Genomic DNA, 18,015 nt, shown 5'->3' on the forward strand with positions numbered 1-18,015 from the left:
GGCACCGGTAGGCTGACGCGGTTCCCGATCGACCTCGCCGAGCCAGCCCGACGGAGACCGTGAGTACTACTGCCGCCTCCACCAGCCATCACCTCTCGCCCGCCTTCCCCGGCCGGGCTCCTTGGGGTACCGCGAGCAAGCTGCGCGCCTGGCAGCAGGGCGCATTGGACAAGTACATCCAGGAGCAGCCGCGGGACTTCCTCGCGGTCGCGACCCCCGGCGCCGGTAAGACCACCTTCGCGCTGACCCTCGCCTCCTGGCTGCTGCACCACCACGTCGTCCAGCAGGTGACGGTCGTGGCGCCGACCGAGCATCTGAAGAAGCAGTGGGCGGAGGCCGCCGCACGGATCGGCATCAAGCTGGACCCGGAGTACAGCGCGGGTCCGCTGAGCCGGGAGTACCACGGGATCGCCGTCACCTACGCGGGCGTCGGCGTCCGGCCCATGCTGCACCGCAACCGGATCGAGCAGCGCAAGACGCTCGTCATCCTCGACGAGATCCACCACGCCGGCGACTCCCGCTCCTGGGGCGAGGCGTGTCTGGAGGCGTTCGAGCCGGCGACCCGGCGGCTCGCGCTCACCGGCACCCCGTTCCGGTCCGACACCAACCCCATCCCCTTCGTCGCCTACGAAGAGGGCAACGACGGGATCCGGCGCTCGTCGGCCGACTACACCTACGGCTACGGCAACGCGCTCTCCGACGGTGTGGTGCGCCCCGTCATCTTCCTCTCCTACAGCGGCAACATGCGCTGGCGCACCAAGGCGGGCGACGAACTCGAGGCGCGGCTCGGCGAGCCGATGACCAAGGACGCCGTCTCCCAGGCGTGGCGCACCGCGCTCGATCCGCGCGGCGACTGGATGCCGAATGTGCTGCGCGCCGCCGACCAGCGGCTGTCCGAGGTCCGTAAGGGCATCCCGGACGCGGGGGCGCTCGTCATCGCCGCCGACCAGGACTCGGCCCGTGCGTACGCCAAGCTGATCCGCGAGATCACCGGCAACAAGGCGACGCTCGTGCTCTCCGACGAGGCGGCGGCGTCCCAGCGGATCGAGGACTTCAGCCACTCCGACGACCGCTGGATGGTCGCCGTCCGCATGGTGTCGGAGGGCGTGGACGTGCCCCGGCTGGCGGTCGGGGTCTACGCGACCACGATTTCCACACCGCTCTTCTTCGCCCAGGCCGTCGGCCGTTTCGTACGGTCGCGGCGGCGCGGCGAGACCGCGTCCGTCTTCCTCCCCACCATCCCGATGCTGCTCGGCTTCGCGGGCGAGATGGAGGTCGAGCGCGACCACGTCCTGGACAAGCCGAAGAAGGACGGCGAGGAGGAGAACCCGTACGCGGAGGAGGAGAAGCTCCTCGAGGAGGCTGAGAAGCAGCAGGACGAGGACACCGGCGAACAGGACCAACTCCCCTTCGAGGCGCTGGAGTCGGACGCGGTCTTCGACCGGGTGCTCTACGACGGCGCCGAGTTCGGCATGCAGGCGCATCCGGGCAGCGACGAGGAGCGGGACTACCTCGGCATCCCCGGGCTTCTCGAACCCGACCAGGTGCAGATGCTGCTCCAGAAGCGGCAGGCCAAGCAGATCGCGCACAGCCGCAAGAAGCCGGACGAGGAGGCGGATCTGCTGGAGCTCCCGGCGGAGCGGCGGCCGGTGGTCACCCACAAGGAGCTGCTGGAGCTGCGCAAGCAGCTCAACACGCTGGTCGGCGCGTATGTCCATCAGAGCGGTAAGCCGCATGGCGTGATCCACACCGAGCTGCGCCGGGTCTGCGGCGGCCCGCCGAGCGCGGAGGCGACGGCGGGGCAGATCCGTGAGCGGATCAAGAAGGTGCAGGAGTGGGCGACGCGGATGCGGTGACGCGCATCGGCATCCGCATCCGCATCCGCATCCGCGTCCTTATGCGTAAGCGCTGAGGCGGGTGGACCCCGCCTCAGCGCAACCCCTTTTCGAAAAGTTTCATGAACTGGTCGCACGGCCCCCTCGTCAATCCGGACGAACCGGGGTGATTCGGGATGCTCCCATGTCGTTCCCTTTGGCAGCTCTGCTCGGATTCTGGACAAACCCTTCCGCAAAGCGGACCGGCTCGCTAGCGTTCGGGCACGCACACGCCCCGTGGCAGCGCCGCCGCGGAGCGCAGCCGGTGCGTGACCACCGCGACCGGCGGCCTCTTCGCGCGCCGTCGTCGGGACCGGCGGGACACCGCACGAAGAGCCGCCACTCATCACCGAGGAGGGGGCGTCGTGACCGCGGAGACCTCTCAGACGCTCGATCGAGGACTGCGCGTCCTCAAACTGCTCGCCGACACCGACCACGGGCTGACCGTGACCGAGCTGTCCAACAAGCTCGGCGTCAATCGCACCGTGGTCTACCGGCTACTGGCCACCCTTGAGCAGCACTCCCTCGTCCGCCGGGACATCGGCGGGCGGGCGCGCGTCGGGCTGGGGGTGCTGCAGCTCGGCCGCCAGGTGCATCCGCTCGTACGGGAGGCGGCGCTACCCGCGCTGCGCTCCCTCGCCGAGGACGTCGGCGCGACCGCCCACCTCACCCTGGTCGACGGCACCGAGGCCCTCGCCGTCGCGGTCGTCGAGCCGACCTGGACCGACTACCACGTGGCCTACCGGGCCGGATTCCGGCATCCGCTCGACCGGGGCGCCGCCGGGCGCGCGATCCTCGCCGCCCGCGCCGGCCGCCCCGACGACCCCGGGTACGCCCTCACCCACGGCGAACTGGAGGCGGGCGCGAGCGGCGCGGCCGCCCCGCTCACCGGGGTGACGGGGATAGAGGGCAGCGTCGGGGTCGTCATGCTCTGCGACTCGGTACCCGACCGGGTCGGCCCGCGGGTGGTCGACGCGGCCCGAGAGGTCTCGGACGCCCTGAGCTGAGCGGCCGGCGAGGCCCTGGCGCGGAGCGGCACACCGTGGCGGCGGCCTCGACGGGCGCGGCACGCCGTGTGGCCGCGCGGTGCGCCGGTCCTGACCCCGCCGGGGCCCGGCCCGCCTGGGGCCGCGGACCGCAGCCGACCTGGGCCTGCTCCGCGCGGTCCCGGCGCGGGACAACACGCTGCGGCGGGGTGGCCCGGGCATGGCGGCACGACGCGCCGGAGCCCGGTAGCAGGGTGTCCCGCACCTGACGACCCACGCGCGACAGCGCTGCGCCCCACGAGGTGCGGCCGATGAAGCGGCGGCGCAGATGAGCGCCGCCGCGAAGGCGCGACCGCCGCCGCGCGGCGGCCCGTGCCCGGCGGCGGCCCGTGCCCGGCGGCGGCCCGTGCCCGGCGGCGGCCCGTGCCCGGCGGCGGCGCTGGGCCCGGCGGGCCTGACCGCGGCCGCCCCCCTGGGCCGCCCCGCCCGCGCGCGTCGGCACGGCCGCCCCGCCCGCGCGCGTCGGCACGGCCGCCCCGCCCGCGCGCGTCGGCACGGCCGCCCCGCCCGCGCGCGTCGGCACGGCCGCCGCGCGCGCGGGCGGCCATGCGGCCAATGCGGCCATGCGCCGCGCGTCTGCCCCGTCGGCCGGGGTGCCACGAGCTGAGCCAGCCTCCGTGTCCACCGCGGGCCCGGCGGCGGTGCTGGGCCCGCGGCGGGCGTGACCGGGGTGGCTCCCGTGGGCCCGTGCCGCCTGCGCGGGTCGGGCGCGGGCGTCGCGTCGGGGGCCGGGTGCCGCGCGTCTGCCCCGTCGGTCGGGGTGCCACGAGCTGAGCCGGCCGTCCGTGCCCGCTCGGCCCGCCAGGGCTCGTGCCCGCTTGGCCCGCCAGGGCTCGTGCCCGCCCGGCCGCCAGGGCTCGTGCCCGCCCGGCCGCCAGGGCTTCGGGGGTCGGGGCGGCGCCTCATCCGTCCCGGCGGTCAACTAGATTCGCACCATGCCTGCCGTCTCCCCCCGCGCCCGCATCCTCGCGCTCTGCTCCGCGCCCGTGCTCGCTCTGCTCGCGGTGGCCGCGTTCGCCCCGCTGCCGTTCACCGTGGCCCAGCCCGGTTCGACCGTGAACGTCCTCGGTGCCGACCGCGGTAAGCAGGTGATCAGCGTCTCGGGGAGCGGCACCCGCAAGACCACCGGGCAGCTGCGGATGACGACGATCCTGGCCACCGGCCCGGACGCCACCGTGCGGCTGAAGGACGTGATCAGCGGCTGGTTCGCCACCGACCGCGCCGTCATGCCGCATGACTCGGTCTACGTCGGCGGCACCACCAAGGAGATCGAGCGGCACAACGCCGAGGAGATGCGGGAGTCCCAGTCCTCGGCCACCAGCGCCGCGCTCGGCTATCTCCACCGCTCCCCGCGCGACGTCAAGGTCACGCTGCGCCTGGCCGACGTCGGCGGGCCGAGCGCGGGGCTGCTCTTCTCCCTCGGCGTGATCGACAAGCTGGACGGGGACGGCCGCGGCGGCGACCTCACCGGCGGCCGGACGATCGCGGGCACCGGCACCATCGACGCCAAGGGCAAGGTCGGGGCCGTGGGCGGGGTCCCGCTGAAGACGCAGGCCGCCAAGCGGGACGGCGCCACGGTCTTCCTGGTGCCGAAGGCCGAATGCGCCGACGCCACCGCCGAACTGCCCAAGGGGCTGCGACTGATCCCCGTCACCACGCTCAAGGGTGCCGTGACGGCTCTGCGGGCGCTGCGGTCGGGCGGCGCGGTCCCGCACTGCTGAGCGATGCCGCCGTCCTCTCGTCCACCGCCGTCCCCTTGTCCACCGCCGTCCCTTTGTCCACCGCCGCCCCCTGGCCCGCGGTTGCCCCCTCGTCCATCCCGCGCCAGGCCGGGAAGACCAGCGGGCTGAGCGTGGCCAGGAAGTAGACGCCGCCCGTCACCAGGAAGGCGGCGGTCAGTCCCACCCCCTCCACCAGACACCCGGCCGCGAGCCCGCCGAGCGGCATCACCACCCACACCCCCGCGGTGAGCGCGCCCGAAACCCGGCTGCGCAGCTCATCGGGGACGGCCTCGTAGGTCACCGTGGTCAGAATCGGGTTGAGCATCCCGGCCGCGACCCCACTGGCCGCCATCGTCACGGCGAGCGGGGACACACCGGGGACGAACGCGGCGATCAGGAAGCGCGGCAGCCCGCACACCAGGAAGCTCACCGCGAAGACGGTCCGGCGCGAAAAGCGGTCGCCCACGGCCCCGTACAGCAGCGCCCCCACCAGCGCACCGCCGCCGAAGAGCGCGGTGAGTAGCCCCAGTTGCACCGAACCGCCCAGGTGCCGCTCGGCGTGGACGGGCAGCAGTACGGAGGACAAGCCCTGGTCGAGGCCGTTGGTGACCATGACCATCAGCACGATGGCCAGCAGCAGCCGATGGTGCAGCAGAAAGCGGTACCCCTCGCGCAGCTCCGCACGGTAGGCGCGGGCGGACACCGGCACGACGGGCTTGCGCGGCGCGGCGGCGGGCAGCCCGCGCAGCCCCGCCATGATCAGTAGCGCGGAGGCCGCGAACGTCGCCGCGTCCAGCAGCAGCACGGCCGGCGGGCCGAGCAGCGCGATCAGCAGCCCCCCGACCGCCGCGCCCAGCATCCGGGCCCCGCGCGAGGCCCCGTCGTAGAAGCTGGCGGCGCGGCTGAGGGTGGTGCCCGCCCGTTCGGCCAGTGCGGGGACGAGCACCTGGCGGGCGGTCTCGCCCGGTGCGTGGAGCAGTCCGCAGAACGCCATCAGCGCACATAACTGCCAGAACCGCAGCAGCCCGGCGAAGTGCAGCACCGGAATCGTGGCGACGGCCACCCCGCACAGCGCGTCGGAGGTGATGGAGACCCGCCTGCGGCCGACCCGGTCGATCACCGGCCCGCCGATCACGGCGGAGACCACCACCGGCAGGGTCGCGCAGAAGGACACGAACCCGGCCTTGGCGGCGCTGCCCGTGGTCTCCAGGACGAACCACGGTACGGCGATCAGCGTGAGCGAATTGCCCGCAATGGAAACCGTGTTGGCGGCGAGGACGAGCATGAGCGGTCTTCGGTCACCGCTGTTTCCCCGACGCTCTCTGTCCCCTGTGTCGTCGGCCATGTCAGTGGTCGAACCGCGCCGTCAGACCGGATCGCGGCAGCCGTGGGGTGGCCAGCCGCAGCCCGACCTCCACCAGCGTCCAGCCGAGCCGGGCGCGCAGCGCCCGGGCGCGGGCGGGGCGGGTGCGGTGGGTCCGGCGGTGGGGCCGGGACGCCTCGTGGGCCTCATGCTGGAGGCGCTCGGCGCGTATTCGGTGGAGCCACAGATGGATCTCGTCGCCGTACATGTCGTTCCCCCCAGGGATCGGTCAGTCCTCTTCGCGCGGGAAGGCGTGCAGATGGACGCGGTACGGGGCGGAGCCCTCGGTGTCCCGGTCCACCTCCTTCTCGCGGTAGCTCTCGATCAGTTCGTGCACCTTGTCGCGCAGTTCGTGGGCGAGTTCGGGAGTGAGGCGCATGTAGAAGTCGCTGAGGTCCGAGGCCGCCCGCCATTCCCCCGACCATCCGTGCAGGGTGCCCAGAAAGGTGGACATCTCTTGCGTGTGCTGGGTGGCCACCTCGTGCAGCACGGTGTTCACCGCCCCCCGTACGGCCGGGTCGGGGTGGGCCAGGAACTTGTCGGCGTTCCAGCGCGTACCCCTGTGCGCCGCCTTCCACCACCGCTCCCGCCCCTTGCCCCGCTCCGGGTCGTCCTCGACGAAGCCATAGGTGGCCAGCTGTCGCAGATGGTAGCTGGTGGCTCCGCTGGACTCGCCCAATCGGGCGGCCAGTTGGGAGGCGGTGGCCGGTCCGTACTCGCGCAACGCGGTGAGCAGTCGCATGCGCAGCGGATGCGCGAGCCCGCGCAGGGTGCGGGGGTCGAGCACCCGGACGTCGTCGGGCGCAGGCTCTTCGTTCTGTGCCATGCGCGGCAGCCTAAGCATGCAAAGACTCAGTTGCAACACCTTCTTTGCAACGGAGTCTTTGGATCCGTTTCAGCGGCCTCTATGTGCCCAGCCCTCAGTCCAGCGCCGCCTGCCGGACCAGCGGGATGATCCGCAGCGGAACCGCGTTCTCCATCACGATCGCCGTCGAGGCCCGGACGATCCCCTCGAACCCCACCACCAGGTCGATCACCCGCTGAAGGTCGGCGTTGGAGCGGGCCACCAACCGGCAGAGCATGTCCCCGTGGCCCGTGGTGGTGTGCAGCTCCAGCACCTCCGGAACGGTCGCCAGATGGGCCCGTACGTCCTGCCCCTGCCCCTGCTTGATCTCCAGCGTCGCGAACGCGGTGACCGGATAGCCGAGCGCCGCCGGGTCCACATCGGGGCCGAAGCCCCGGATCACCCCCTGGGCCCGCAGCCGGTCCAGCCGCGCCTGCGCCGTGCCGCGGGCGACACCGAGGCGGCGCGACGCCTCCAGCACGCCTATCCGCGGTTCCTCGGCGAGCAACTCGATCAGGCGGGCGTCGAGCCCGTCGATCCCCATGCGGTCCCCCCTTGAGGTCTCCGTGGTCTTTGTGGCGTTCTCTGTGACGGTAGTCACCCTGTACAGGATGCTCTATGGCATGCCGCCCTGGCTATACATCCTGACCAGCGTTTTCGTGAAGTGTTGCGCATCTTGAGCCTTGAGAGGACGCTGCGAAGTATGACTGAGACGACAGAGATGCTGCAGCAGGGGGACGCACGGCACGCCGACCCGTTCCCCGTGAAAGGGATGGACGCGGTCGTCTTCGCCGTCGGCAACGCGAAGCAGGCCGCGCACTACTACGCCACCGCCTTCGGCATGAAGCTCGTCGCCTACTCCGGTCCGGAGAACGGCAGCCGGGAGACGGCCAGTTACGTCCTCGTCTCGGGCAACGCCCGCTTCGTGTTCACCTCCGTCATCAAACCGGTGAGCGCCTGGGGCCGCTTCCTGGCCGAGCATGTCGCCGAGCACGGCGACGGTGTGATCGACCTCGCGGTGGAGGTGCCGGACGCGCGTGCCGCGTACACGTACGCCGTCGAGCACGGCGCCGCCGGGATCGAGGAGCCGCATGAGCTCAAGGACGAGCACGGCACGGTGGTGGTGGCCTCGATCCGCACCTACGGCGACACCCGTCACACCCTCGTCGAGCGCACCGGCTACGACGGCCCGTACCTGCCCGGCTTTGCGGAGGCCGAGCCGATCGTCGCCCCTCCCGCGCGGCGGAATTTCCAGGCCATCGACCACTGCGTCGGCAATGTGGAGCTCGGCCGGATGGACGAGTGGGTCGGCTTCTACAACGACGTCATGGGCTTCACCAACATGAAGGAGTTCGTGGGCGACGACATCGCCACCGAGTACTCCGCGCTGATGTCGAAGGTCGTGGCGGACGGCACTCGCAAGGTGAAGTTCCCGCTCAACGAGCCCGCGGTCGGCAAGAAGAAGTCGCAGATCGACGAGTATCTGGAGTTCTACGGCGGCCCCGGTGTCCAGCACATCGCGCTCGCCACCAACGACATCGTCGCCACGGTGCGGGCGATGCGCGCGGCCGGGGTGCGGTTCCTGGACACCCCGGACTCGTACTACGAAACCCTGGGGGAGTGGGTCGGCGACACCCGCGTCCCGGTGGAGACCCTCCGCGAGCTGAAGATCCTCGCCGACCGCGACGAGGACGGCTATCTGCTCCAGATCTTCACCAAGCCGGTCCAGGACCGGCCGACCGTCTTCTTCGAGCTGATCGAGCGGCATGGCTCGATGGGCTTCGGCAAGGGCAACTTCAAGGCGCTCTTCGAGGCGATCGAGCGCGAGCAGGAGAAGCGCGGCAACCTCTGACCGTCACGCGGGGCGGGCGGCGGCCCGTCGGCCCGCCCAGCGTGCCCGGCTCGTCACGTGTGCCCGGCGCGGCCGTGCCCGTCCCGCTCGCTCGCTCGCGTGCACGTGCGCCCTCGCTCGTGTGCGCCTGCGCCCCCGCTCGTGTGGACATGCGCCCTTGTTCCTTTATGCGCATGCGCCGCTCATGCCAGAAAACCCGAACACGTGAATGGGAGCGCTTTCTCAGCGTCTACACTCTCGGCGATCTGTTCACTCCAACACGGCGTGATCGCATGGGAGTTGTTGAGTATCAATGCACACGGAAAAGTACACTGCGGGTCGTTTGACCAGGCGTAGGTTCACCCTCGGCGGGGGCGTCGCCGCGGCCGGTGCGCTCGGTGCCTTCGCCGCCCGCGCGGGGGCCGCCACCGTGGCGGGGGGCCGGTTCGATCTGTCGGTGCCCTCCACTCAGCTGATCCGCGAGAAGACCCCGCACAACGCCACCGTGCTGCAGTCCTTCGCGTTCGATGACGTCAATGGCCACCTCTACACCGTCCAGCTGATGCAGGGCGGCATCCAGCTCAGCGGGGAATCCGCCCCCGTCTCCGGCGCCGACCGCGCCGCCCACGGCGATCTGTGCGTCACCAAGCTGTCCCTGGCCGGAGCGGAGCTGGGCTCCATGTACCTCAAGGGGTTCGGGCACGGCGTCGCGATGGGCTGCGAGCCGGTCGGCTCCACCGCCTATCTGTGGACCGAGTCGGACGCCAACCCCGACTCCGGCTACGGCCGCGCCATCAGCCGCTTCAAGTTCGCCGATGGGACCGTGCTGTCGTCCGGTTCGTCCTCGCTGGTCAAGCACCGCCCGGCGGCGGGCTCCACCAGCAACCAGCCCGCCGTCGACATGCTCAACCGCCGGCTGCTGCTGCGCTACCGCCTCGACGGCGAGGTCCGCTACCGGCTGATGAGCCTCTCCGGGGTCAGCGCGGGCGACTACACCGCCGTGTACGACGACATACCCCAGACCGGCGTCGAGGACGGCGAGGTCTTCCAGGGCTTCACGGTCCTCGGCGACTACGCGTATCAGATGACCGGTACCGCCTACACCGGTGAGGACGGCGCCAACCCGCCCTCCGGCCACGGCAACACCTACGTCTCCTGCATCGATCTGCGCACCGGCGAACTCGTCCAGCGCGCCCGTACCGAGGCCGCCTACTCGCTGAGCTACCGCGAGCCCGAGGGCATGGCCGTCCAGCTGTCCAGCCCCCGACGGCTGTGCATGGGCTTCGCCTCGGGCGCCGCCGGAGACCGTAAGGTCAGCGTCTACTACAAGGCGCAGTAGGGCCCGCGAGGCGCGGCGCTCCGCGCGGCCCTGCGCGCGCCGCTGCTCGTGGCCCTCCTCGCGGCCTGTCCCGGGGCCCTCCCCGTGGCAATTTCGCGATAACCCGTCCGCTGCCACGATCTTCCCCGCGCGCTTCCCGGGTGCGAGGCTGGGCACATGACGGACCTCATCGAACTGTTGCGGGAGGGCCTCCCCGAGGAGGCCGTGCTGACCGACCCGGATGTGACCGGGGCGTACGCACACGACATGGCGAGCTTCTGCGAGGCGGGCGTGCCCGCCGTCGTCGTCCTCCCGCGCACGGTCGAGCAGGTGCAGCACGTCTGCCGCACCGCCACCGCGCTGCGCGTCCCGGTCGTGCCCCAGGGCGCGCGCACCGGCCTGTCGGGCGCGGCCAACGCGTCCGAGGGCTGCATCGTGCTGTCCCTGGTCAAGATGGACCGGATCCTGGAGATCAACCCGGTCGACCGGATCGCGGTCGTCGAACCGGGCGTGATCAACGCGACCCTGTCCCGGGCGGTCATGGAGAAGGGCCTCTACTATCCGCCGGACCCCTCCAGCTGGGAGCAGTGCACGATCGGCGGCAACATCGGCACCGCGTCCGGCGGGCTGTGCTGTGTGAAGTACGGCGTCACCGCCGAATACGTCCTCGGGCTCGATGTCGTCCTCGCCGACGGGCGGCTGCTGAAGACCGGCCGCCGCACCGCCAAAGGCGTCGCGGGCTATGACCTGACCCGGCTGTTCGTCGGCTCCGAGGGCAGCCTCGGCATCGTCGTCGGCGCGGTCCTCGCCCTCAAGCCCGCCCCGCTCGAACAGCTCGTCCTGGCCGCCGAGTTCCCCTCCACGGCCTCCGCCTGCGATGCCATCTGCCGGATCATGGAGCGCGGCCACGCCCCCTCGCTGCTGGAGCTGATGGACCGGACGAGCGTCCGCGCGGTCAACGCGATGGGGAACATGGGCCTGCCGGAGTCCACCGAGGCCCTGCTGATGGCGGCGTTCGACACCCCGGACCCGGCCCCCGACCTCGCCGCCGTCGCCGAGCTGTGCACGGCGGCCGGTGCGACGGAGGTGGTCCCGGCCGAGAACGCCGCCGAGTCCGACATGCTGCTCCAGGCCCGCCGGATGACGCTTCCGGCGCTGGAGGCGGTCAAGGGCGTCACCATGATCGACGACGTCTGTGTGCCGCGCTCCCGGCTCGCCGAGATGATCGACGGCACGGCCGCCATCGCCGAGAAGCACGCCCTCACGATCGGCGTCGTGGCCCACGCCGGGGACGGCAACACCCATCCGACGGTGTGCTTCGACCCGGCGGACCCCGACGAGTCGCGGCGGGCCCGGGAGTCGTTCGACGAGATCATGGCGCTGGGTCTGGAGCTCGGCGGCACCATCACCGGTGAGCACGGCGTCGGCGTCCTCAAGCGGGAGTGGCTGGCGCGGGAACTGGGCCCGGTGGGGGTGGAGTTGCAGCAAGGGATCAAGCAGGTCTTCGATCCGCTGGGCCTGCTCAACCCCGGCAAACTGTTCTGAGGCCGCCCGGACCCGGGGGTGGTCCGGACGGCCTCGGCTTCAGAACCTGATCATGCCGTCAGCGAGGCGACGCCGCTGTGAGCGAGGCGCCCGCGTTCCGCGAGGCGACGTCGATCACGCCTTCAGGGAGGCGATGTCGATCACGAAGCGGTACCGCACATCGCTGCTCACGACGCGGTCGTAGGCCTCGTTGATCTGGTCGCCGTCGATCACCTCGATCTCCGCGCCGAGCCCGTGCTCGGCGCAGAAGTCCAGCATCTCCTGCGTCTCCCGGATGCTGCCGATCTTCGACCCGGCCATCGACTTGCGGCCCATGATCAGCGAGAACTGGCTGAAGGCGCTGGGGTTCTCCGGCGCGCCCACGTGCACCAGCGTGCCGTCGACCTTCAGCAGCGACAGGTAGCTGTCCAGCGGGAGGTTCGCCGAGGTCGTGTTGACGATCAGGTCGAAGGTGCCGGCCAGCTCGGTGAAGGTGGAGTCGTCACCGGTGGCGTAGAAGTGGTCGGCGCCCAGCCGCAGCCCGTCGTCCTTCTTACGGAGCGTCTGGCTCAGCACGGTCACCTCGGCGCCCATCGCATGGGCGATCTTCACGCCCATGTGGCCGAGGCCGCCCAGGCCGACGATGGCGACCTTCTTGCCGGGGCCGGCGTTCCAGTGGGCGAGCGGGGAGTAGAGGGTGATCCCGGCGCACAGCAGCGGGGCGGCGACGTCCAGCGATACCCCCTCGGGGATGCGCAGGGCGTAGTTCTCGTCCACCACGATGTGGGTGCTGTAGCCGCCGTAGGTGGGGGCGCCGTCGTACTCCTTGTCGTTGTACGTCTGCACCTCGCCCTTGAGGCAGAACTGCTCCTCGCCCGCGAGGCAGTTCTCGCACTCGCGGCAGGAGTCGACGAAGCAGCCCACGCCGACCCGGTCGCCCACGGCGTACTTGGTCACACCGGGGCCGACCTCGGCGACCACACCGGCGATCTCATGGCCGGGCACCATCGGGAACTGGGCGGAGCCCCATTCCTCGCGGGCCTGGTGGATGTCGGAGTGGCAGATGCCGGCGTAGGCGATCTCGATGAGGATGTCGTGCTCGCGCAGTGTGCGGCGCTCGACGGTGGTCTTTTCCAGCGGGGCCTTCGGAGCGGGGGCTGCGTAGGCGGTGACGGTGGTGGTCATAGAGCTGTCTCCCTGGAAGAAATGAGGGGAATGCGATGAATGCGGGGGGTGGCAGGCATGGGGGTGGGAAGGCGAATGGTGCGAATGGCGGGAAAGGGAGAGTGGCGTGAAGGGGGGTCGGTGAGATCAGGGGGAGACGTCGGAGGACGGTCCCCCCGAAGGACGCGCGTCGGAAGAGGGCGCGGAGGAACGGGCGGAAGGAGGCGCGGTCCAGCTCGCCAGCAGCCGCAGGGCCGCCTCGGAGGGAGAGCCGGGCTCGACCGTGTACATGCACAGTGCCTGGTCGGGATCGCCGGGAACGGTCACGTTCTCGTAGGACAGCGTCATGTCCCCGACCACCGGATGGTGGTAGCGCTTGATGCCGTGGGTCTTCTCCCGCACGTTGTGGTCCGCCCACCACTTGCGGAAGTCCGCGCTCTTGATGGTGAGCTCGCCCACCAGCTCGGTCAGCCGGGGATCCTCGGGATGGCGCCCGGCCTCCAGCCGGAGGGAGGCCACCATCTCCGCCGCGACCGTCTCCCAGTCCGGCCACAGGGAACGGGCCGCCTCGTCGAGGAACATGAAACGGGCCATGTTCCGCTCGTGGTACGGGAGCGCCTCGAAGTCGATGATCAGCGCCCGGGCCAGCTGGTTGGAGGCCAGGACATCGCCCCTGCGCCCGAGGACGAAGGCCGGTGAGATCCCGTCCAGCGTCCGCAGCAGCGCATGCACACCGGGCCGCACCCGCTGGGGCCGGGGCGGCCGGCGACGCACCGTGCGCCGGGGGCGCGGCCGGGTCAGCTCGAAGAGGTACGCGCGCTCGGTGTCGTCGAGCTGCAGCGCACGGGCCACGGCGTCCAGCACCGCCTCCGACACATTGAGGTGGCGGCCCTGTTCCAGACGCGTGTAGTAGTCCGTGCTCACCCCGGCCAGCTGCGCCAGCTCCTCGCGGCGCAGCCCCGGCACTCGACGGGGGCTGTCGTTGGTTACGCTCACGCCCGCGTCCCCAGGGCTCAGGCGAGCCCTGCGGCTCCGCAGGAACTCACTGAGCTCGGTATTGCGGTCCATGGGTTCCAGTATTGGCAACGGAAATGCCATCCGAGCGTGTCAGAGTAGGTCTGTTGAACCTAGGCCGGGCGGTGCCAGGCGGGCCGTCGCCGCTCGTAAGGCTTCGTGGCGCTCGCACGGGAGAGTGGTGGCGGGAGCTGCGGGCGCCGTCGGCGAGCCGGTCTGATAGACCATGACAGCGCGCGTTCCGGGTTGCACAGCGGCTCCTGTACGGCAAACTGCTTACGCCCCCCTCACCGCGAGGCACCGTAAAGGCGCAGCGCAGTACAGCACGGCCGAGCAGATATGGGACATCGGAGATCATGAGCGCCCCTACCTCAGGATCCGCGGACGGCAGCTCCATTCCTGGCTTTTATCCTGATCCTTCATACGCCTAACCGGCTATTTTCAGTAGGCGCCCTGACCTGCGGAGATAGCCGGTTGCCGATGGCGGGGCACTCGTGTGATCAACCGGTCGTGTTGATCACCGACCGATCGACTTCATCCCCTGGTATGCCTCGCGTAGGCCGGACGCCTCGGGTAGCTGCCGTGCCTCCACGGCCTTAACGATCTCCAACGCCCGCCAGTGGTTCGAGGGGACTACTCGACCGCTCTGTATGGCCTTGGTCGCTGAGTCGCACGCTTCGTCCAGCCGGTTGTCTTTCAGTAACACCAAGGCGAGATCGATGTTGGCTGATGCTACGCGGCGCGGCCACTTCGTGATATCGGCGCTGGGCTGTAGTCGGGCGATCACTTCCCGTGCATATGGTTCGGCGCCTCGATCGCCTAGCCATGCAAGAGTTGTTGCCGTGTAGGCCAGCGCTTTCGCTGGGTCGTATCGATAGTGGTGCTCTGGGTTATCTGGTTTCTGAAGTGCCCCCGACAGCTTTTGTACCCGGTCGATTGCATTGTAGGTTTCGTCGGTCTGCCCTAGGCGCGCTCGGGCCCTACCTTCCTGGGCCGTCGACTGGATGAGGGCGGAGCTACCAGAAGGGGCGATAGCTTGGGCGATCTGAGAGAGCTGCACGGCGCGTGAATAGTCCCCCGACGTCAGAACGCGCCAAGCCTCCGTCTCCAGACACCATGCTTGGATTTCGGGATGCTCGGCCTGCTTGGCGAGCGCGGCAGCGGTTTGCAACCGGGCTGTGGCCGCGCCCTCCTGCTTTAGATCGATATGGAGCGTGGCGCCGAAAAGGGAAAGCCAGCCACCCACGACCAATAGGCGTCGGTGTTCCCTGAGAGTCTTTTTGACCTCTAGGAGTCGGGCAACATAGGCAGAATGCTGTCTAACGTGTCGCAAGAGCTGTTCCGGCGGCGTAATTGGATACGCCATAGCAAGATCATCGAATGACTTTTCTAGGCGATTGAGAGTTTCTGCGCCGACGTCGCTAGCCTCTACTCGGCGCATTAGCTCCCATGCCTCGAACTCGTCATCAGTGGACGGCTCTACCTGTGCATGGAATAGCTTTACGTGGGGCTGTTCCGAGGTTCCAGACAGGAGAGAATCGAGCTCTTTCGGCGTGACATCTAGAGCTTTTTGGATCGCCGGACGCTGGTATGGCTGTGGCTCGGCATCGCCTGATTCCCACCGATAGACGGTGCTGCGATTAGTGCCGACCTCTTCCGCGAATGCTTCTTGGCTGTAACCGCGTGCCTTGCGGCGATCTGCGAAGCGCTGTCGCTTGCCCGGCATCTCCCCACCCTTCTCGTGGCTTGAAGCCAGGGTAGACCCCTGAGCGGAGGTGCATCAGGAGTGCATCAAAGTTGCACTGTTCGGATGAGCCTGACGCGAGTTACCTAGATGGGACGCCACAGAAGGGACCCCCGCGACCGTCCGACCGGCCCGGGGGCGTGGTCATCAACTACAAGGAGTTGACGACATGGGCAAACATATCCGACGTCTCTTAGAGTCGCTGTTGCGGCGGTTACTTCCGGGCCATGGGCATCATCGGGCCGTCGCGGTAATGGCCTCGACGCTGCGTCAGGCGCCGGTAGCCGTCACGTGCGATGCGGCGGCAACTGTTCAGCGGCCCAGTCTCGCCACGGTGTGGTCGCCGGATGCCGACACGCTGATCTTCCTTCGCCCGTTCCCGGACCCCAATCCCGTGCGGCCGTATGTGCTCGCTTACGAGCGGAAACGGCGGGAGGCCGAGCGGTGAGCGCGAAAAAACCCTCAGCTGAACCGCGAGACTCACAGCAGGGATCCGGAAATTCCTCTGGTTCTCAGGATCTGGATCAGCTCGCGCGTGAACTGGTCAAGAAGATTGACAAGCATCTTGGGCGAGGAAAGAAGTCATGATCAACGATGCGCCCGTCTTTGTGTTCATCTACGATCGCGAACTCGCCGATGATGCGGAAGCGTCTGAAGTGCGCATCACTGCCTGCCGCGAGTACGCAAAGTTGATGGGCTGGGAAGTAGCCGGACAATGGGTGGAGCGCGCAGACTCGGGGAATCGGCTTACCTGGCGTGGGATGGCGGCAGCAATGGAACACCAGGGGCACGACAGAAGGACTGTCTGTCTTGTTTCCACCTGGGACCGTATCAGCGCTGATCCGCAGGAATGGTTGTCGCTTCGCCGTCTCGTCCATCGAGCGGGCGGAACGTGCTACGCACTCGATGTCGAGGTAGCTAACTGCAGCTCATAAAGCTCCTGTCTCACTCCGGCATATATGTGGGGCAGGAACAGTCCAAGAGCTTCGAGCACTCTTGGGCTGCAACCTCCGAAATAGGAGGGCATTGGAAGGGGGCTCCCGCTCGACTTTTCCAGTGGGTCGGGCGGGAGATTCCCATCCCGGTTTTGTTGCCGGGAGAGGGTGGCATAAGGGGGAATCGGTGCAGTTCCAAAGTGATGAGCGAATCGCGGCCGAGAAAGCGGCTACAGAGTTCTACGACGTTCTTGAGCGCATCGGCGTGATACTCGATGACATTCATATTGATGAGCCGTGTAAGCGGTGTGCATCTGAAGAACGCAGGATCAAGGTGTGCCTCGGTAATCTCCATGTAGACGACGTGAAGGGGTATACCGAGATCATCGAGGACCTGATTAAGCGATCCGGAGCCTAGATCGACGGCTAATCCTCACGGCTCCGCTTTGGCCTCGTCTCGCCCCGGGCCGGAGCGGTTCGGGCCCCGTCCATGCGCTACCCCTGGCGCGTGGGCGGGGCCTTCTGCTGTCTCTGGCTAGCTGCGGTGAACGGCCGTCACGCATGGCGCTAAGTAGTTGACATGCACCCGGGTGGCCTCTGCATGCTGGGCACTCATTGGAATGAGTGACGACCAGACGAGTGGTCGGCTGAGTGACGACCAGACGAGTGGTCGGCTCCCTTCGAGTAGAGAGGTAGTGATCATGTTCTATTGGCGGCCAGCGTTGGTGATGTGGTTCCTCGTGCTGGTGGCGGTGATGGGGCTGTGCGGGCATCCGGGGGTGCAGTAGCGGTGTCCTTACGGAAACGCGCCCTTTCGGGCTCAACGCGCACAGACCGTACACGCGTCGCGGCGGATGGTAGCGAAATCAGAGTGTCGGACGTGACACGAGTGACACCGGTCATATTGGATCGTGTGTGCGGGGGCTGGATGGCCTATGGGTGGGGAGGTGACCACTCCGGTGGTGGATCGTGACCCTGAGTGGGATGAGCATCAGCGGCCGCGAGAGGTGGAACAGCCGGAAGAGGCTGTGTGGGTGCCTGACGCTAGGTACGTGGCGGCGTGGCGTGAGGCTCGGGACGCTACGGATGCGCTGACTGCCGCGCTAGCTGCCGTGGACGGTGGATGCGTGAGCAGAGGTGATGTGGTGCTGACACCGAGTACGGATGGGTTGGGAAGGCCCGTGGTGCGTTTCGCGGGTCGGGCCAGTCCTGAGGCGGTTCGGCGGGTGGCTGATGTACTCAGGCGCGGCGCGGGGGCGCGGCCTGGGTGGTCGGCTGGTCGGTGAATTGAGCGCGCGGTGCTGGATCGGCGCGCTGTTGGCACGCCGCCGGCCGTAGCGGCTTTTGGGCGGGAGCTGCCACGGGGCGAGAGAACAGGGGGCCTTACGCTGGCCCGGCGAATCGGGCGGGTCCTTGGGCCTGCCCGCGTTTGCGACCGATCGGCCCCCTGTTCTTAGAGGCTCGCCCCGTGGTGGCTGCCTAAAAGCCGCGTAGGCCGTCGGCCCCAGCCACGACGGATCAGCCCTGACGGATGCTGCGGAGTGAGGTTCCCCCGAGATGCGGGGAGAGGTGACAGCAGGTCAGATGGGGCTCACGAGAGGAGCTCTGACGATGCCTGCCCCGAGGAAGTACCCGCT

16 protein-coding genes are annotated in these 18,015 nt (G+C 69.1%); 9 read left to right on the forward strand and 7 right to left on the reverse strand.

Annotated features, from left to right (window positions below):
* Positions 1-59: 59 nt before the first annotated feature.
* The 3 genes from ACFYOY_RS37460 to ACFYOY_RS37470 all read left to right on the forward strand — a co-directional run bounded on the left by ACFYOY_RS37460 (position 60) and on the right by ACFYOY_RS37470 (position 4,641).
* Positions 60-1,856: a DEAD/DEAH box helicase gene (locus ACFYOY_RS37460; protein WP_351895792.1), complete on the forward strand. Its 1,797-nt coding sequence runs from the start codon at positions 60-62 to the stop codon at positions 1,854-1,856.
* Between the two features lie 383 nt (positions 1,857-2,239).
* Positions 2,240-2,881 (forward strand): helix-turn-helix domain-containing protein, encoded by a 642-nt coding sequence (locus tag ACFYOY_RS37465; RefSeq protein WP_351895785.1) that lies wholly within the window; start codon positions 2,240-2,242, stop codon positions 2,879-2,881.
* 974 nt (positions 2,882-3,855) lie between these two features.
* Positions 3,856-4,641, forward strand: a complete 786-nt coding sequence (locus ACFYOY_RS37470) for a S16 family serine protease (RefSeq protein ID WP_093462201.1) — start codon at positions 3,856-3,858, stop codon at positions 4,639-4,641.
* Here ACFYOY_RS37470 and ACFYOY_RS37475 read toward each other — a convergent pair.
* From ACFYOY_RS37475 to ACFYOY_RS37490, 4 genes are all read right to left on the reverse strand, one after another.
* Entirely contained in the window at positions 4,580-5,986 is a 1,407-nt protein-coding gene (locus tag ACFYOY_RS37475) for an MFS transporter (protein WP_388592096.1), read from the reverse strand. The genes ACFYOY_RS37470 and ACFYOY_RS37475 overlap by 62 nt on opposite strands.
* 1 nt (position 5,987) lies before the next feature.
* Positions 5,988-6,212 carry a hypothetical protein gene (locus ACFYOY_RS37480; RefSeq protein WP_351895767.1) on the reverse strand — a complete coding sequence of 75 codons (225 nt, stop codon included), beginning with the start codon at positions 6,210-6,212 and terminating at the stop codon, positions 5,988-5,990.
* Positions 6,213-6,233: 21 nt separating this feature from the next.
* Positions 6,234-6,830, reverse strand: a complete 597-nt coding sequence (locus tag ACFYOY_RS37485; protein ID WP_351895761.1) for a helix-turn-helix domain-containing protein — start codon at positions 6,828-6,830, stop codon at positions 6,234-6,236.
* A 94-nt stretch (positions 6,831-6,924) separates the two neighbouring features.
* Entirely contained in the window at positions 6,925-7,392 is a 468-nt protein-coding gene (locus ACFYOY_RS37490; RefSeq protein ID WP_014061065.1) for an Lrp/AsnC family transcriptional regulator, read from the reverse strand.
* A 159-nt stretch (positions 7,393-7,551) separates the two neighbouring features.
* Between ACFYOY_RS37490 and hppD the strand changes: the two genes are divergently transcribed.
* From hppD to ACFYOY_RS37505, 3 genes are all read left to right on the forward strand, one after another.
* Entirely contained in the window at positions 7,552-8,700 is a 1,149-nt protein-coding gene (gene hppD, locus ACFYOY_RS37495; RefSeq protein WP_351895751.1) for a 4-hydroxyphenylpyruvate dioxygenase, read from the forward strand.
* 322 nt (positions 8,701-9,022) lie between these two features.
* The gene (locus ACFYOY_RS37500; protein ID WP_351895744.1) at positions 9,023-10,018 is read left to right on the forward strand and encodes a teichoic acid biosynthesis protein C; all 996 of its coding nucleotides are present in this window, start codon (positions 9,023-9,025) and stop codon (positions 10,016-10,018) included.
* A 156-nt stretch (positions 10,019-10,174) separates the two neighbouring features.
* Entirely contained in the window at positions 10,175-11,542 is a 1,368-nt protein-coding gene (locus ACFYOY_RS37505; RefSeq protein WP_351895739.1) for an FAD-linked oxidase C-terminal domain-containing protein, read from the forward strand.
* A 114-nt stretch (positions 11,543-11,656) separates the two neighbouring features.
* On the opposite strand, the gene ACFYOY_RS37510 is transcribed toward ACFYOY_RS37505, so the two are convergent.
* The 3 genes from ACFYOY_RS37510 to ACFYOY_RS37520 all read right to left on the reverse strand — a co-directional run bounded on the left by ACFYOY_RS37510 (position 11,657) and on the right by ACFYOY_RS37520 (position 15,425).
* Positions 11,657-12,706 (reverse strand): NAD(P)-dependent alcohol dehydrogenase, encoded by a 1,050-nt coding sequence (locus ACFYOY_RS37510; RefSeq protein ID WP_351895734.1) that lies wholly within the window; start codon positions 12,704-12,706, stop codon positions 11,657-11,659.
* 126 nt (positions 12,707-12,832) lie between these two features.
* Positions 12,833-13,753, reverse strand: a complete 921-nt coding sequence (locus ACFYOY_RS37515; RefSeq protein ID WP_351895727.1) for a helix-turn-helix transcriptional regulator — start codon at positions 13,751-13,753, stop codon at positions 12,833-12,835.
* Between the two features lie 463 nt (positions 13,754-14,216).
* Positions 14,217-15,425, reverse strand: coding sequence for a helix-turn-helix domain-containing protein (locus ACFYOY_RS37520; protein ID WP_388592101.1), 1,209 nt, complete (start codon positions 15,423-15,425; stop codon positions 14,217-14,219).
* 187 nt (positions 15,426-15,612) lie between these two features.
* Between ACFYOY_RS37520 and ACFYOY_RS37525 the strand changes: the two genes are divergently transcribed.
* The 3 genes from ACFYOY_RS37525 (at position 15,613) to ACFYOY_RS37535 (ending at position 16,796) form a co-directional block, all read left to right on the forward strand.
* Positions 15,613-15,891, forward strand: coding sequence for a hypothetical protein (locus tag ACFYOY_RS37525; protein ID WP_388592103.1), 279 nt, complete (start codon positions 15,613-15,615; stop codon positions 15,889-15,891).
* Between the two features lie 136 nt (positions 15,892-16,027).
* Positions 16,028-16,378: a recombinase family protein gene (locus tag ACFYOY_RS37530; RefSeq protein ID WP_388592105.1), complete on the forward strand. Its 351-nt coding sequence runs from the start codon at positions 16,028-16,030 to the stop codon at positions 16,376-16,378.
* Between the two features lie 187 nt (positions 16,379-16,565).
* A complete protein-coding gene (locus ACFYOY_RS37535; protein ID WP_388592107.1) occupies positions 16,566-16,796 on the forward strand; it encodes a hypothetical protein in 231 nt (76 codons plus the stop codon).
* Positions 16,797-18,015 lie beyond the last annotated feature (1,219 nt).

Origin of the sequence: Streptomyces sp. NPDC007875, from assembly GCF_042868035.1 — a bacterium.
Taxonomy (GTDB): domain Bacteria; phylum Actinomycetota; class Actinomycetes; order Streptomycetales; family Streptomycetaceae; genus Streptomyces; species Streptomyces antimycoticus.

Bases quoted from the DNA above. Each gene is read 5' to 3' on its own strand.
- ACFYOY_RS37470 (WP_093462201.1), top strand. From the start codon at position 3,856: ATGCCTGCCGTCTCCCCCCGCGCCCGCATCCTCGCGCTCTGCTCCGCG.
- ACFYOY_RS37475 (WP_388592096.1), bottom strand. From the start codon at position 5,986: ATGGCCGACGACACAGGGGACAGAGAGCGTCGGGGAAACAGCGGTGAC.
- ACFYOY_RS37480 (WP_351895767.1), bottom strand. From the start codon at position 6,212: ATGTACGGCGACGAGATCCATCTGTGGCTCCACCGAATACGCGCCGAG.
- ACFYOY_RS37485 (WP_351895761.1), bottom strand. From the start codon at position 6,830: ATGGCACAGAACGAAGAGCCTGCGCCCGACGACGTCCGGGTGCTCGAC.
- ACFYOY_RS37490 (WP_014061065.1), bottom strand. From the start codon at position 7,392: ATGGGGATCGACGGGCTCGACGCCCGCCTGATCGAGTTGCTCGCCGAG.
- hppD (WP_351895751.1), top strand. From the start codon at position 7,552: ATGACTGAGACGACAGAGATGCTGCAGCAGGGGGACGCACGGCACGCC.
- ACFYOY_RS37505 (WP_351895739.1), top strand. From the start codon at position 10,175: ATGACGGACCTCATCGAACTGTTGCGGGAGGGCCTCCCCGAGGAGGCC.
- ACFYOY_RS37510 (WP_351895734.1), bottom strand. From the start codon at position 12,706: ATGACCACCACCGTCACCGCCTACGCAGCCCCCGCTCCGAAGGCCCCG.
- ACFYOY_RS37515 (WP_351895727.1), bottom strand. From the start codon at position 13,753: ATGGACCGCAATACCGAGCTCAGTGAGTTCCTGCGGAGCCGCAGGGCT.
- ACFYOY_RS37520 (WP_388592101.1), bottom strand. From the start codon at position 15,425: ATGCCGGGCAAGCGACAGCGCTTCGCAGATCGCCGCAAGGCACGCGGT.
- ACFYOY_RS37525 (WP_388592103.1), top strand. From the start codon at position 15,613: ATGGGCAAACATATCCGACGTCTCTTAGAGTCGCTGTTGCGGCGGTTA.
- ACFYOY_RS37530 (WP_388592105.1), top strand. From the start codon at position 16,028: ATGATCAACGATGCGCCCGTCTTTGTGTTCATCTACGATCGCGAACTC.